The organism is Stenotrophomonas sp. STEN029, from assembly GCF_056760015.1.
In genome coordinates, this window is sequence record NZ_JBRREC010000023.1 from 1 (window position 1) to 12,526 (window position 12,526).

11 protein-coding genes and 4 pseudogenes are annotated in these 12,526 nt (G+C 65.1%); 13 read left to right on the top strand and 2 right to left on the bottom strand.

Going from position 1 to position 12,526, the window contains the following annotated elements; translation table 11 throughout:
* Positions 1-574: 574 nt before the first annotated feature.
* Positions 575-1,210, bottom strand: a complete 636-nt coding sequence (locus ACVOLI_RS07280) for a cation efflux transmembrane domain-containing protein (RefSeq protein WP_003098972.1) — start codon at positions 1,208-1,210, stop codon at positions 575-577.
* 384 nt (positions 1,211-1,594) lie between these two features.
* Between ACVOLI_RS07280 and ACVOLI_RS07285 the strand changes: the two genes are divergently transcribed.
* Positions 1,595-1,831 (top strand): sterol desaturase family protein, encoded by a 237-nt coding sequence (locus ACVOLI_RS07285; RefSeq protein WP_003098970.1) that lies wholly within the window; start codon positions 1,595-1,597, stop codon positions 1,829-1,831.
* 24 nt (positions 1,832-1,855) lie between these two features.
* On the top strand, positions 1,856-2,218 hold the full coding sequence (locus ACVOLI_RS07290; RefSeq protein WP_196588568.1) for a DUF3703 domain-containing protein: 363 nt from the start codon (positions 1,856-1,858) through the stop codon (positions 2,216-2,218).
* A gap of 67 nt (positions 2,219-2,285) precedes the next feature.
* Here ACVOLI_RS07290 and cadR read toward each other — a convergent pair whose 3' ends face one another.
* Complete coding sequence (gene cadR, locus ACVOLI_RS07295; protein WP_003098965.1) at positions 2,286-2,684, bottom strand: Cd(II)/Pb(II)-responsive transcriptional regulator; 399 nt, start codon at positions 2,682-2,684, stop codon at positions 2,286-2,288.
* 92 nt (positions 2,685-2,776) lie between these two features.
* On the opposite strand from cadR, the gene ACVOLI_RS07300 reads away from it, so the two are divergent.
* From ACVOLI_RS07300 to ACVOLI_RS07350, 11 genes and pseudogenes are all read left to right on the top strand, one after another.
* Positions 2,777-5,689, top strand: a complete 2,913-nt coding sequence (locus ACVOLI_RS07300; protein ID WP_003098961.1) for a heavy metal translocating P-type ATPase — start codon at positions 2,777-2,779, stop codon at positions 5,687-5,689.
* 3 nt (positions 5,690-5,692) lie between these two features.
* Entirely contained in the window at positions 5,693-6,193 is a 501-nt protein-coding gene (gene lspA / locus ACVOLI_RS07305) for a signal peptidase II (protein WP_003098955.1), read from the top strand.
* A 336-nt stretch (positions 6,194-6,529) separates the two neighbouring features.
* Positions 6,530-6,841: a hypothetical protein gene (locus ACVOLI_RS07310; RefSeq protein ID WP_003108988.1), complete on the top strand. Its 312-nt coding sequence runs from the start codon at positions 6,530-6,532 to the stop codon at positions 6,839-6,841.
* A 136-nt stretch (positions 6,842-6,977) separates the two neighbouring features.
* Positions 6,978-7,391: a hypothetical protein gene (locus ACVOLI_RS07315; protein WP_003098951.1), complete on the top strand. Its 414-nt coding sequence runs from the start codon at positions 6,978-6,980 to the stop codon at positions 7,389-7,391.
* 21 nt (positions 7,392-7,412) lie between these two features.
* Positions 7,413-7,799: pseudogene (locus ACVOLI_RS07320) on the top strand (hypothetical protein); the annotation flags it as partial.
* A 19-nt stretch (positions 7,800-7,818) separates the two neighbouring features.
* A pseudogene (gene merA, locus ACVOLI_RS07325) lies at positions 7,819-9,345 on the top strand (mercury(II) reductase); the annotation flags it as partial.
* A gap of 18 nt (positions 9,346-9,363) precedes the next feature.
* Positions 9,364-9,879, top strand: coding sequence for a Tn3 family transposase (locus ACVOLI_RS07330; RefSeq protein WP_003098931.1), 516 nt, complete (start codon positions 9,364-9,366; stop codon positions 9,877-9,879).
* Positions 9,843-10,361 (top strand): annotated as a pseudogene (locus tag ACVOLI_RS07335) (Tn3 family transposase); the annotation flags it as partial. The gene ACVOLI_RS07330 and the pseudogene ACVOLI_RS07335, both read left to right, overlap by 37 nt.
* Positions 10,362-10,406: 45 nt before the next feature.
* Positions 10,407-10,691 carry a DUF3085 domain-containing protein gene (locus tag ACVOLI_RS07340; RefSeq protein WP_031629745.1) on the top strand — a complete coding sequence of 95 codons (285 nt, stop codon included), beginning with the start codon at positions 10,407-10,409 and terminating at the stop codon, positions 10,689-10,691.
* A 141-nt stretch (positions 10,692-10,832) separates the two neighbouring features.
* Positions 10,833-11,283 (top strand): annotated as a pseudogene (locus ACVOLI_RS07345) (XF1762 family protein).
* A gap of 310 nt (positions 11,284-11,593) precedes the next feature.
* Positions 11,594-12,499: a DUF3577 domain-containing protein gene (locus ACVOLI_RS07350; protein ID WP_003098919.1), complete on the top strand. Its 906-nt coding sequence runs from the start codon at positions 11,594-11,596 to the stop codon at positions 12,497-12,499.
* The last annotated feature ends 27 nt before the right edge of the window (positions 12,500-12,526 follow it).

Consider the following 12,526-nt stretch of genomic DNA (forward strand, 5'->3'; position numbering starts at 1 on the left):
CCCTCGCGCCCCCGCGCGCGCCCCCCCCCCCCCCCCCCCACCCCCCCCCCCCGGGGGGGGGGCGGCTCTGGGGGGGGGGGGGCGGCCCCCGCCCCCCCCCCGGGGCCCCCCCCTGCGTGGTCAGCGGTAATCGGTGCCGGTGCCCGCCGGTGCAAAAACGGGCTCCCTTTGTGCGCGGATGTGCGCCAGACGATGCCGGCCCCAGCCACGACATGGGCCGGGTGTGATTGCTTGATGAGCAGATGGTTCTAGCGACGACCGGGCCTGCCAATCAGCCCACGGGTGGTTCCTCTTTTCTCCCGAGCCGAAGGCCGTTGGGCCTTCGGCGCCATTCTCCTGCCCATCAACGTCCCGGCCCGGCCATTGGCCTGGGCCACACGAACAGGAGAGACGACATGCACCCTCAACCTTGCGCACCGCTGCTGTACGGCAGACGGAGGTCGAGAACGGCATGCCCGCCTATCGCGCGGCCATCGCCAATGGTACGCTCGGCTGCAGCCGAGGCCGTAGCCCAAAGGCTGGACTACCTCTTTTGCAGAGGTAAACCTCGGGATGAACTGGGCGAAAACATGCCTTATGTGCCCGCCTTACGGCGAGCTGTTTCCGATGCTTCGCGCAGGATTTCCCGCCCCCCATTCGCTGCGATTGCGGCCACGATGACGCCCAGCACCAGATCCGGGATGTTCGACCCGAACCCCATCACCAGCACCCCGGACAGCACAATCGCACCATTGACGATGGAGTCGTTGCTGGTAAAGATCGCTGACGCCTTGAAGTTCACATCTTCCCCGCGATGGCGGCGCAGTAGTCTGAGGCACACTAGGTTCAAAGCCGCGTTCAGCGCGGCCATGGCCATCATGGCTGGGCCGACAGGCTCTTCCCCTCCAGCGAAGCGGCGTAGGACTTCCAACAGCAGCAGCGCGGCCAGGCCGATTAGCAAGAAACCCGACAAGCGGGCCGCGCCCACCTTGACCGTTGCCGCACGACCGACGGCATACAGGCTAACCGCATAGACCGACGCATCGGCGAGGTTGTCCAACCCGGCGCCCATCAGCGCCGTAGAGCCAGCCCAGATGCCAAGGGCAATGCCGGCGGCGGACTGCGTCAGGTTGATCAGCAACACAGTCAGAAGAATCTTTCGGTCCTTCGCATCGCTCGCATCTAGGCGGCCCAACTCGTCGTTTTCGTGATTTCTGTGGTTTTCAGCCATGCATTGTTCCTTCCAAATCGATGGATGCTGAAGCCTGTAGCGGCTGGAGAGTCAAGGCGCAGATGCAACGAACTTGCCACAGGGTCTTCCCGGACGCCCTTGACTCTACCGTAGCTAGAAGGTTTTCCAATCCAGTCAGAGCTTTAGGACAGAACAGATGAGCACCAATGCGCCCCCTTCATTGCGACTGTCATCCGGTATGGCTGCTATCCACTGATCCGTGGCGCCACTGCGGTTGTGCTCTTCGGCGAGCTCGCGACCGGCCGGCCGTCTTTTCCGACGGAGCTACTCACAGTGATCGTCGCGCTCGCTTGTGCCGCCTTGCTAGAGGGCGGGCGGCCTTTCCACTCCCCGTTGAGCCAGTAGCGGCGTTCCAAGCTGTGGTTGGCCGTCGGCGCATGGCTCGGCTTCTTGGTCGTGCATCTGGCCTTCCAGCACTCCAATCTGGGATACCGGGTCGGGCCGTTGGGATTGTTGATCGGGGTGGCTGAAGCCCATCGCTGGCATCACAAGCGTGAGCACGAAGACGCCCAAGTCAACTACGGCGATTTCTGGATGCCCGGGGGCCACTTGTTCAGCGCTTTCCGGTCGCAAAAGCACACGCTGGGCGCCAAAGAGTGACACTCAAGAAAGATGGACTTTCCAATGGACTACGGCCCGCAGCTTGTCTATCCCTTCCGGAGCCGGCCAGCAGCGGCAAACGCTTGCGCTGCTGGCTATACGATCTTGCCCACGTCGCATTCTTGCGCGAGTCGGGCCTTGCGGCTTCTTGCGAAGCGATCGCGAGTTGCGTGGCGTGCCCATGAGTCGGGCCGCGTCGTGGCGCACTGCTACCTTGGCCTGCACCTGCACCTGCGCAGCCACGCCGCGATGCTCGGTCTGGCCTGGAGAACCCGTAAGGTGGCGGAGATTGCGGCGCGCAGGTCGTCCGGCTCGCGCTGGCTCCTGTGGGCCACGCCCTCGGTCGCACGCCGTCTCAAAACGTCAGAACCGCGCGCTTTCGCATGATGGAGCGCGGCACGTGGCTCTCAGAACTGGACCCGATCACTTCCAGCACCGATGACACGCTCGAGCTTCAGGCGGGCTCGGCCAAGCTGTTGAGAATGCCGCACTCGCGCGAGGTTCGGGCGCTATCGCAGGAGCGTCGCAGATCCATTAACTCGCGCTCCAAGGCGCGCAATTCCTTCATCTTGGTCCGCACTTGCGCGATATGAGCGTCGACCAGCGCGTTCACCTCGCCGCAGCCCAACTCTGGCCGATCCCGTAAGTTCAGCAGTTGACGGATCTCATCCAGCGTCATGTCCTTCGCCCGGCAGCGGCGGATGAACAGCAAGCGCTGCAAATGGACTTCGTCATAGAGCCTGAAGTTGCCCTCGCTACGTGCAGGCTCGGGCAGCAAGCCTTCTGACTCGTAAAAGCGCACGGTCTGCACCAAGCAATCTGCCTTCTTGCCCAGTTCACCGATCCGCATCATGGTTGCTTCCTATAAAAAAACTTGACTCTATATCTACTAGAGGTTTTCTAATGATGGCATCCGGGGAAAACCTTGTCAATGAAGAGCGATCTATGAACAAAGAACCTTCCAGCCCATGCGCCTGCTCCGGCGGCAATGGCCAACAGACGGCGTGCGCCAGTGAGCAGGCCAGCACTGAAACCACCGTTTTCCACGTGAGCAACATGGATTGCCGCAATGAGGAAGCACTGGTGCGGCGAACGCTGGAGGGCATGCCCGGTGTCGAGCGGCTCCTGTTCGATCTTCCGCAGCGTTTGTTGACCATTTCGCACCGCGAAGTCTCGGCCGATGCCTTGGAGCAAGCGCTGAATTCGGTGGGCATGAAGGCTCAGGCTGTCCGAGACGCCGCCGTGTCGACCACCTACCGCATCGAGAACATGGACTGCCCGAGCGAGGAGAAACTCATCCGCTCGCACCTCGGGGCAGTCGAGGGAATTCAGGACCTCGACTTCGACCTCGCTGAGCGCACCCTGTCGGTGAAACACCTCGCTCAGGCACGCGCGCAGATGGAGCAGGTCCTGGCCTCGATCGGCATGCGCGCCAAGGAGCAGACCTTCGGCCACACGGGGCCGATCGAAGCCGCGGCTGTGATCCCATCCTCGGCCCTGCAGCAGCAACCAACCGCTGCCGTTTCCGCGCCGCCGATCGGCGAGCGGGTGACGTACCGGATCGAGAACATGGATTGCCCGACGGAAGAAGCGCTGATCCGCGACCGGCTGGGCAAGCTGCCGGGTGTGACCGCGCTCGACTTCAATCTGATGCAGCGTGTGCTGGGAGTCCAGCACACGCTGGCGACCTCAGCGCCGATCGAGAAGGCGCTTGCTTCCATTGGAATGCAGGCTGCGCGGCAGGACATGCAGACAGCCACCACGGTACTTCGCATCGCGAAGATGGACTGTCCGACCGAGGAAAGTCTGATCCGCGGCAAGCTGCAAGGCATGCCGGGCGTGCAGGGAATGGATTTCAACCTGATGCAGCGCACGCTCACGGTTCGGCACACACCCGACGCGATCAAGCCGGCAGTCGAAGCCATCGAATCGCTGGGCATGGAAGCCGAGGTCCAGAGGACTGATGAGCCGCGCGATGCCCCGGTGGCCGCGCACAAGACCAATTGGTGGCCGATGGCGGTTTCGGGCGTTGCGGCGGTGGCCGCCGAAGGCGTGTACTGGGTCAACGACGGCAATCATTGGGCCGTGATCGTGCTGGCACTGGTTTCGATCTTCACCGGCGGCCTCAGCACCTACAAGAAGGGCTGGATCGCGCTGAAGAACCTCAACCTGAACATGAACGCCCTGATGGCCATCGCGGTCACCGGCGGCATGGCGATCGGCCACTGGCCGGAGGCCGCCATGGTCATGTTCCTGTTCGCGTTGGCGGAAGTGATCGAGGCGAAGTCGCTGGACCGCGCCCGCAACGCCATTCGGGGGCTGATGGACTTGGCGCCCGAGACCGCGACCGTGCGGCAGGCCGATGGCTCATGGACAGAGCTGCCGGCCAAGGAGGTCGCAAAGGGCGCGGTGGTCCGCGTGCGTCCTGGCGAGCGCATCGCACTGGACGGCCTGATCACCTCGGGTCGATCGGCCATCAACCAGGCGCCCATCACCGGCGAGAGCCTGCCCGTCGAGAAGGCCGAAGGTGACCAGGTCTTCGCCGGAACCATCAATGAGACCGGCTCTTTCGAATACAAGGTGACCGCAGGCGCCAGCGACTCGACGCTCGCGCGCATCATCCATGCCGTGGAGTCCGCGCAGGGCAGCCGTGCGCCCACGCAGCGCTTCGTCGACCAGTTCGCCCGCGTCTACACGCCGGCGGTGTTCGCGGTGTCCGTGCTGGTTGCCGTCGTGCCGCCGCTCGCCTTCGGCGGCGCATGGTTTGACTGGGTCTACAAGGCCCTGGTACTGCTGGTGATCGCCTGCCCCTGCGCTCTGGTCATCTCCACGCCGGTCACCATCGTCAGCGGCTTGGCCGCTGCCGCCCGACGCGGCATCCTGATCAAGGGTGGCGTCTACCTGGAGGGCGGGCGCAAGCTCAAGGCGTTGGCCCTGGACAAGACCGGCACACTCACACATGGCAAGCCCGAGCAGACCGACTTCGTGCCGCTGATCGGCGAGGCGCAGGAAGTTGCCGCCTGGGCCGCAAGCCTCGCGGCACGCTCGGACCATCCTGTGTCTCAGGCCATCGCCCGCAAGGCGAACCGTGACGGCATCGCGCTGCACGAGGTCGACGACTTCGCGGCGCTGCCTGGCCGCGGCGTGCGCGGCCGCGTCGCCGGGCGCATGTTGCACATGGGCAACCACAGGCTCGCCCAGGAGCTGGGCCTGAGCGAAGCGACGCTCCAGGCTCGGCTGGAGACCCTGGAGCGCCAAGGCAAGACAGCGATCCTGCTGATGGACGATGCGACCGTGCTCGGCATTTTTGCAGTGGCCGACACCGTGAAGGAAACCAGCCGTGAGGCGGTGGCCGACCTGCAGGCGCTGGGTGTGCGCACGCTGATGCTGACGGGGGACAACCAGCACACGGCCGCGGCCATCGCTGCCCAGGTCGGAATCTCTGAAGCCCGTGGTGACCAACTGCCCGAAGACAAGCTCAAGACCATCGAAAGCCTGGTCGGCGGCGAGGGCCAGGTGGGCATGGTGGGCGACGGCATCAACGATTCGCCCGCGCTCGCCCGTGCCGACATCGGCTTCGCCATGGGCGCGGCCGGCACCGACACCGCGATCGAAACAGCCGACGTCGCCCTGATGGACGACGACCTGCGCAAGATCCCCGCCTTCATCCGGCTGTCGCGTAGCACTGCGGCGATCCTCACGCAGAACATCGTTCTGGCCCTTGGCATCAAGGCGGTGTTCCTTGCGTTGACGTTCACAGGGCATGCCACCATGTGGATGGCTGTGTTCGCTGACATGGGGGCAAGTCTTTTGGTTGTCGTCAATGGGCTGCGCCTCCTGAAGTTCAAGGCGGCATGAACAATGGATGAACCATCTCTTCGCAAGACGCAGTGGTACTCACTCGCGATCGTTATATTCGCCGGCGATCAGGCAGCTAAGAGCTACATTGACGCGACAACTCCCTTGGGTTGGTCGCACGAGGTGGCGTCATTCTTCAACCTAGTTCACGCTCTCAATCCCGGCGCGGCGTTCAGCTTCCTTGCTGGCGCGGGCGGCTGGCAGCGGTGGTTTTTTCTGGCGATCGCGTTCGCAATATCGGCATGGCTCGCATGGCTGCTCTCCCGGCCGCTGCGCAAAACGGAAGGCCTTTCGTACAGCCTCATTCTGGGCGGCGCATTGGGCAACGCGTTCGACCGCGCCACGCGCGGGCACGTTATCGACTACATCGACTTTCACCTGCACGGCTGGCACTGGCCCGCCTTCAACATCGCTGACATGGCCATCGTGGGCGGGGCGATCGCGCTGGTGGCCCAGTCGTTCATGAGCGTGGAGAACCCGGCCGCCACAAAGGAGTCCCAGTGACATTGGGACGATCCGGAAATTCGCAATGCACACGGTGCAGGACACCAATCTGAAGAGAACGGCCCCCAGCATGAGCGGCCGCGGCTTGGCCCTCATGCTAGCGCCCACCGCCGCTTTTGCTGCAACGCCCTGTTGCGATGGCGGCGATTGCTGCAACGACGTCGCAATGCCTTGCTGTGAATAAACAGCACGCAAGCCAGTTGACCTGGCAATTATGAAAGTCCATCACGGCGATGCTGGCCTTTTTCGTTCCAATGAGCCGTCACGGAGAGGTGATGATGAAGCTATGCCGGGATCCTGCAAGCTTTAGGACGGTCTTCTTTACCGCATAGCGATATGCTGATGTCACCCGTTCGCCTCGCCTGGCAAGTACAAGTAGTTCGTCGCGGTTTTCTGGCCGTGTCCGCCCGCTTCGCTGGCCCTTTTGCCCCAAACAAGCGCAATCATGCCTGCGTTACCACCAAAGTTCGCCCCCGCCAGTTGCTGTTCCTAAAGGGCATCAAGCTCAACGCCATCGCCGACCGGCCAGCGTATTTCGCATCGCTGCGTGCCCGTCGGGGCCAGCCCATCGTCATCCTCGCAGAGCTGGGACCGGACGAGGCATTCGCCCTGTGGAAGCAGCATGTACTGGGCGACAGGCCTCGCTGACCCAGTTTCGCCTCATCCTCCTGCCAGCCCCGCACTTATTGCGGGGCTTTCTTTTTTCCGCGTTCGCCAATCGGGGCTGTTGCAAATGCCGATTTCCGGCTGACGCGGCTCGCCTCGCGCATGAAGCTGCCCGCATGTGTCGCTGATTCGTCAGCACCATGCCAGCAGCCAGAGTTTCCAGGCTGCCGCGGATTCTTTCCGCGCTACCCGCCAGTCCGCCATCGCATCGAGTCTGCGGACGCGCGTCACCCGTGACGCCGATGCTTTTTTCTCAACCGCGTGCGGGAGCTGCCATCCCGTGAGGGACGAGGCCCCGCTTTTTCCAAGGAGCCCGTCCACGTCCCAGCAAGCCTCTTTCGGCCAGTTGGCCTTGATCCATTGCGGCAAGTTCCTGCCGCTCGAAATCCTGCATAGCGCCGCCGGCCACTACATCGGCACGCGCGATACAGAAGGTCCCGTTTCGCGGGAATCCTGCCAGTACTTCCGCAGCTATGCCGCGGCTCAACGTGCCCTCGAAAGAGGCGGCGGGTCCCAGCTCGCCACACCCTGATCCAACTGGAGGAACCACGTCATGAACCAGCTTTTGCCCCAGGAAGTCGTCGATCAGATCATGCGGGAAGAGCAGCATTTCGCCGCCGCGCCCCAAGCCTTCTTCGAGGTCTGGAAGCGCGGCGTCGAGATCGCAGGCCCGCAATGGTTTGGCGACGGCACGCGCGAAGGCCTGAACCAGGCAAAGAGCAAGTGGGATCTGCGTCCCGACATGCTGCGTGCCAACGACGCACTCGGCGTCCTGAGCAGCGGGGAACGCATGTTCCTGTCCGCCATGTTCAGCTTCTACAACGCGCGCGAGGGCGGTGCCATGCTCAAGCGCTGCCACTTCCAAGGACTGTCGGACTTCGATGGTCTCGATCTGCAACGCCGCAAGGTCATCGCCGATCTGTTGGTGAACTACAGCGGTTGCAGGCGTGAGCGTGGCCCCGCTGGTTGCCGCAGTGGCCACGCTCGGCTATCGCGCACGGCTTACCGACACGCCGAACAAGCCTGCCGGCCTGCTAGACAAGGCGCTGGGCTGGCTCGGTGGCGAAACGAAGCATGTTGGCGGTGAACAAGCGCTGCACGTGGCTGTGATAGGCAGCGGCGGCGCGGCGATGGCGGCTGCCTTGAAGGCCGTGGAGCAAGGCGCCCGCGTCACGCTGATCGAGCGCGGCACCATCGGCGGCACCTGCGTCAATGTCGGCTGCGTGCCGTCCAAGATCATGATCCGCGCCGCGCACATCGTCCACCTGCGCCGCGAAAGCCCGTTCGATGCTGGCCTGCCGGCCGCAGCGCCCGCTGTACTGCGCGAGCGGCTGCTGGCCCAGCAACAAGGCCGCGTCGAGGAGCTGCGCCATGCCAAGTACGAAGGCATCCTGGCAAGCACTCCGGCCATCACCGTGCTGCGCGGCGAGGCCCGGTTCAGGGACACGCGCACGCTGACCGTGGCGACCGCTGACGGCGGCACGCACGAGGTGAACTTCGACCGCTGCCTGATTGCCACCGGCGCGAGCCCGGCGCTTCCGCCAATCCCGGGCCTTGCGGACACACCCCACTGGACCTCCACCGAGGCGCTGGAAAGCAGCTCGCTCCCCGAGCGGCTGGCCGTGATTGGTTCCTCCGTGGTGGCGGTCGAGTTGGCGCAAGCCTTCGCCCGGCTGGGCAGCCAGGTCACGATCCTGGCGCGCAGCACGCTGTTCTTCCGAGAAGACCCGGCCATCGGGGAAGCCGTAACAGACGCCTTCCGCGCCGAGGGCATCGAGGTGCTGGACCACACCCAGGCGAGCCACGTTGCCTATGCGGGCGGGGAATTCGTGCTCACCACCGGGCAGGGGGAAGTGCGCGCCGACAAGCTGCTGGTCGCCACCGGTCGCGCGCCGAACACGCGCAGCCTGAACCTTGAAGCGGCAGGCGTCGAAGTCAATGCGCAGGGAGCCATCGTCATCGACCGCGCCATGCGCACGAGCGCACCGCACATCTTTGCTGCCGGCGACTGCACCGACCAGCCGCAGTTCGTCTATGTGGCGGCGGCGGCCGGCACGCGCGCCGCGATCAACATGACCGGCGGCGACGCGGCGCTGGACCTGACGGCGATGCCGGCGGTGGTGTTCACCGATCCGCAGGTGGCGACCGTGGGCTACAGCGAGGCGGAAGCGCACCACGACGGCATCGAGACCGACAGCCGGCTGCTGACGCTCGACAACGTGCCGAGGGCGCTCGCCAACTTCGACACGCGCGGCTTCATCAAGCTGGTGGCGGAAGCTGGCTCAGGGCGGCTGATCGGCGTACAGGCGGTCGCGCCGGAAGCGGGCGAACTGATCCAGACGGCCGCGCTGGCGATCCGCCACCGGATGACCGTGCAGGAGCTGGCCGACCAGTTGTTCCCCTACCTGACCATGGTCGAGGGACTGAAGCTCGCGGCGCAGACCTTCAACAAGGACGTGAAGCAACTGTCCTGTTGCGCCGGATGAGGAAAAGGGAGGTGTTCGATGAACGCCTACAGCCGCGCCAACCGCCGCATCTACGCGGCCTTGTCCGATCCCCTGTCGGCCACCCACCGGCACCGCCTCGACGATCTGCTCAAGCGCCACGACAACGGCAAGACGACCTGGCTGGCCTGGCTGCGCCAGTCGCCCGTCAAGCCGAACTCGCGCCACATACTCGAACACATCGAGCGCCTCAAAGCCTGGCAGGCGCTCGACCTGCCTTCCGGCATCGAGCGGTCGGTGCACCAGAACCGCCTGCTCAAGATCGCCCGCGAAGGCGGCCAGATGACGCCCGCCGATCTGGCCAAGTTCGAGGCACAGCGCCGCTACGCGACCCTGGTGCGCTCGCCATCGAGGGCATGGCCACCGTCACCGACGAAATCATCGACCTGCACGACCGCATCCTGGGCAAGCTGTTCAACGCTGCCAAGCACAAGCATCAGCAGCAGTTCCAGGCGTCCGGCAAGGCGATCAACGCCAAGGTGCGGCTGGCCACCTCGATCAAGCAGGGCACGGTGACGGCCTCGCTGATGCTCAGGAAACTCGGCAGCTACCCGCGCCAGAACGGCCTGGCCGTGGCGCTGCGCGAGCTGGGCCGCATCGAGCGAACGCTGTTCATCCTGGACTGGCTGCAAAGCGTCGAGCTGCGCCGCCGCGTGCATGCCGGACTGAACAAGGGCGAAGCCCGCAACGCGCTAGCCCGCGCCGTGTTCTTCAACCGGCTGGGCGAAATCCGCGACCGCAGTTTCGAGCAGCAGCGCTACCGGGCCAGCGGCCTCAACCTGGTGACGGCGGCCATAGTGTTGTGGAACACGGTCTATCTGGAACGGGCCTCAAACGCCTTACGCGGTCACGGCCAGACTGTCGATGACGCCCTGTTGCAGTACCTGTCGCCGCTGGGCTGGGAGCACATCAACCTGACCGGCGATTACCTCTGGCGCAGCAGCGCCAAGATCGGCGCGGGCAAGTTCAGGCCGCTACGACCGCTGCAACCGGCTTAGCGTACGATTTTTTCCGTTTTCTGAGACGTCCCCAATCAGTGCCGCATTGTCCTGGTCAAGGATCAGGGCGTGTACTTCCTCGCCGAGCGTGGGGAGCGTCGCCCGGATGGGCGCCAGGCACTGCTCGCCTACGCCGTCGGATGCAACCCGGACACCGACCCGTTCGATGACTGGTGGCACCTCGCCGGCCGCGAGCTGGGCGGCGATGACTTCGCGGAGTATTTCGACCCGAAGGACGGCCTGTTCACGCGCCTCCAGCACTCGGCGGACGATCTCGTGCTTTCCGCCACCGCCACGCACCTGTCCTTAGCAGTGGTGCCTCCCGCCTGACGCGGCAACCGCCTCGCAGCCCCCGCATCGGGGGCCTTCTTTTGTTCGCACCGCCGCCATCGCCGCGCGTGCGCGTTTGTCTCCAGCCGCCGAGGCACGCCCCGCCGGCCACAACGCCGGCATGCCACCGGAGACAACCGCATGAACACGCCATCGACCTCGCCGAGGCTGCACCTCCTACCGGTGTCGCTGCGCACGGCCAATGCATTCGTTCTGTCGCACCATCGCCACCACCGCCCGGTCCAGGGCGCGAAGTTCGCCCTGGCCGTCACGCTGAGCGACAGCGACCTGATCCACGGCGTGGCCATTGTCGGCCGCCCGGTCGCGCGGCACCTGGACGCTGGAAGTCACGCGGCTGTGCACCGACGGCACACCCAGCGCCTGCAGCAAGCTCTACGGCGCGGCCTGGCAGGCGGCAAGGGCGCTGGGCTACATACGCCTGCTCACCTACACCATGCCCGACGAAGGTGGCGCCAGCCTGCGCGCCGCCGGCTGGCGGCTGATCGGCGCGCGCGGTGGCGGCGCCTGGAGCCGTCCCGGCCGTCCGCGCGCCGATACCCCCGAGCACCTGCGCGGCGCCAAGTGCCTGTGACAGGCGCCGGGTGGCGCGGACAAAGGGAAGCGCCCGGGTGCCGATTGATTGCTGCCGCGCGCGCGAGGCCCCGCCATGCTGGCCCCATGCCTGCTGACGTCGTCAGCGACATGCCAGGCAACCATCGGTCTTCGAGGTTGCGGCGCAGTTCCCACTGCGTGACCGAGCCAGCTCGCACCGCATCCTTCCGCGAGCGGCCACCAGCCTCTGGTGGCGGATGCTTTCGCCTTATCAACCCACCGCGGGGTCACGCACCTTCCCCGCATGCGTGGGCCGGTGTGTCTCCGCTTCATCCCAATGGAGATTCACCATGAACACCACGTCCAACGAGAAATCGTATTTCGACCTCCACACCTCGGGCATCGGCTACATCCAGCGTGTCCGTGAAGTGCCCGTCCGGGGCGGCCGCCGTGCGCAGCCTTTCCTGGCATGCACCATCGCCGCGCTGGTCGGCCCCGCCCGGGACCCCAGCTACCGCTACTTCGACGTCAAGGTCTCGGGTGCCGAGGCCAAGAAGCTCGTTCAGCGCTACATCGGCGTTGACGATCCCAAGCAGCGCCCGCTGGTGCGCTTTCGCCTCGGTGACCTGTGGGGCGATGTGTACATCCGCGACAAGGGTGAGCAGAAGGGTCAGGCCGCCGCGTCCCTCAAGGCGCGACTGCTCAAGGCCGAACTGATCGACCGGGCCGAACTGGCTTCGATCGAGCAGCACGAGTTGATCACCCGCGGCATCGGCTATCTCAATCGTGTGAAGGACGTCACCCCAAAAGCTGGCGACTCGTTCCTCTCTTGCACCGTCGCGGCACTGGCCGGGCCTGTCGATGAACCGGAGTATCGGTACTTCGACACCATCGTCGCCACCCCGGAAGCCGAGCACCTGGTTCGCCGGTGCGTTCAGGCCATCGAGGGTGACCGCAAGGTGCTGATCGCCTTCCGTCTGAACGACATGAAGATCGATCCGTACATCCGCACCAAGGGTGAGCACGCCGGGGAACCGGCCGCCAGCCTGGAATCGACGCTGGTCCACATCGGTCTCATCAAGATCGACGGCACCCAGGTCTATCCGACGAGCCAGGCGCAAGCCGAGGCGCCGCCGGCCGAAGACGCATCCGCGTCCGAAGCCGACGATGCCATCGACACGGCCACCGAGCCCGCCGAGCGCGAGCCCGAGGCGCAAGTCCAGGAGCAGGAGCCGGCATTGGCTGCTTCGTTCTGATCCGGCACGGCCTCTCACGGGGCCTTG

Excerpts from the sequence above, each read along its gene's own strand:
- ACVOLI_RS07280 (WP_003098972.1), bottom strand. The coding sequence starts at position 1,210 with ATGGCTGAAAACCACAGAAATCACGAAAACGACGAGTTGGGCCGCCTA.
- ACVOLI_RS07290 (WP_196588568.1), top strand. The coding sequence starts at position 1,856 with ATGGACTACGGCCCGCAGCTTGTCTATCCCTTCCGGAGCCGGCCAGCA.
- cadR (WP_003098965.1), bottom strand. The coding sequence starts at position 2,684 with ATGATGCGGATCGGTGAACTGGGCAAGAAGGCAGATTGCTTGGTGCAG.
- ACVOLI_RS07300 (WP_003098961.1), top strand. The coding sequence starts at position 2,777 with ATGAACAAAGAACCTTCCAGCCCATGCGCCTGCTCCGGCGGCAATGGC.
- lspA (WP_003098955.1), top strand. The coding sequence starts at position 5,693 with ATGGATGAACCATCTCTTCGCAAGACGCAGTGGTACTCACTCGCGATC.
- ACVOLI_RS07310 (WP_003108988.1), top strand. The coding sequence starts at position 6,530 with ATGCTGATGTCACCCGTTCGCCTCGCCTGGCAAGTACAAGTAGTTCGT.
- ACVOLI_RS07330 (WP_003098931.1), top strand. The coding sequence starts at position 9,364 with ATGAACGCCTACAGCCGCGCCAACCGCCGCATCTACGCGGCCTTGTCC.
- ACVOLI_RS07350 (WP_003098919.1), top strand. The coding sequence starts at position 11,594 with ATGAACACCACGTCCAACGAGAAATCGTATTTCGACCTCCACACCTCG.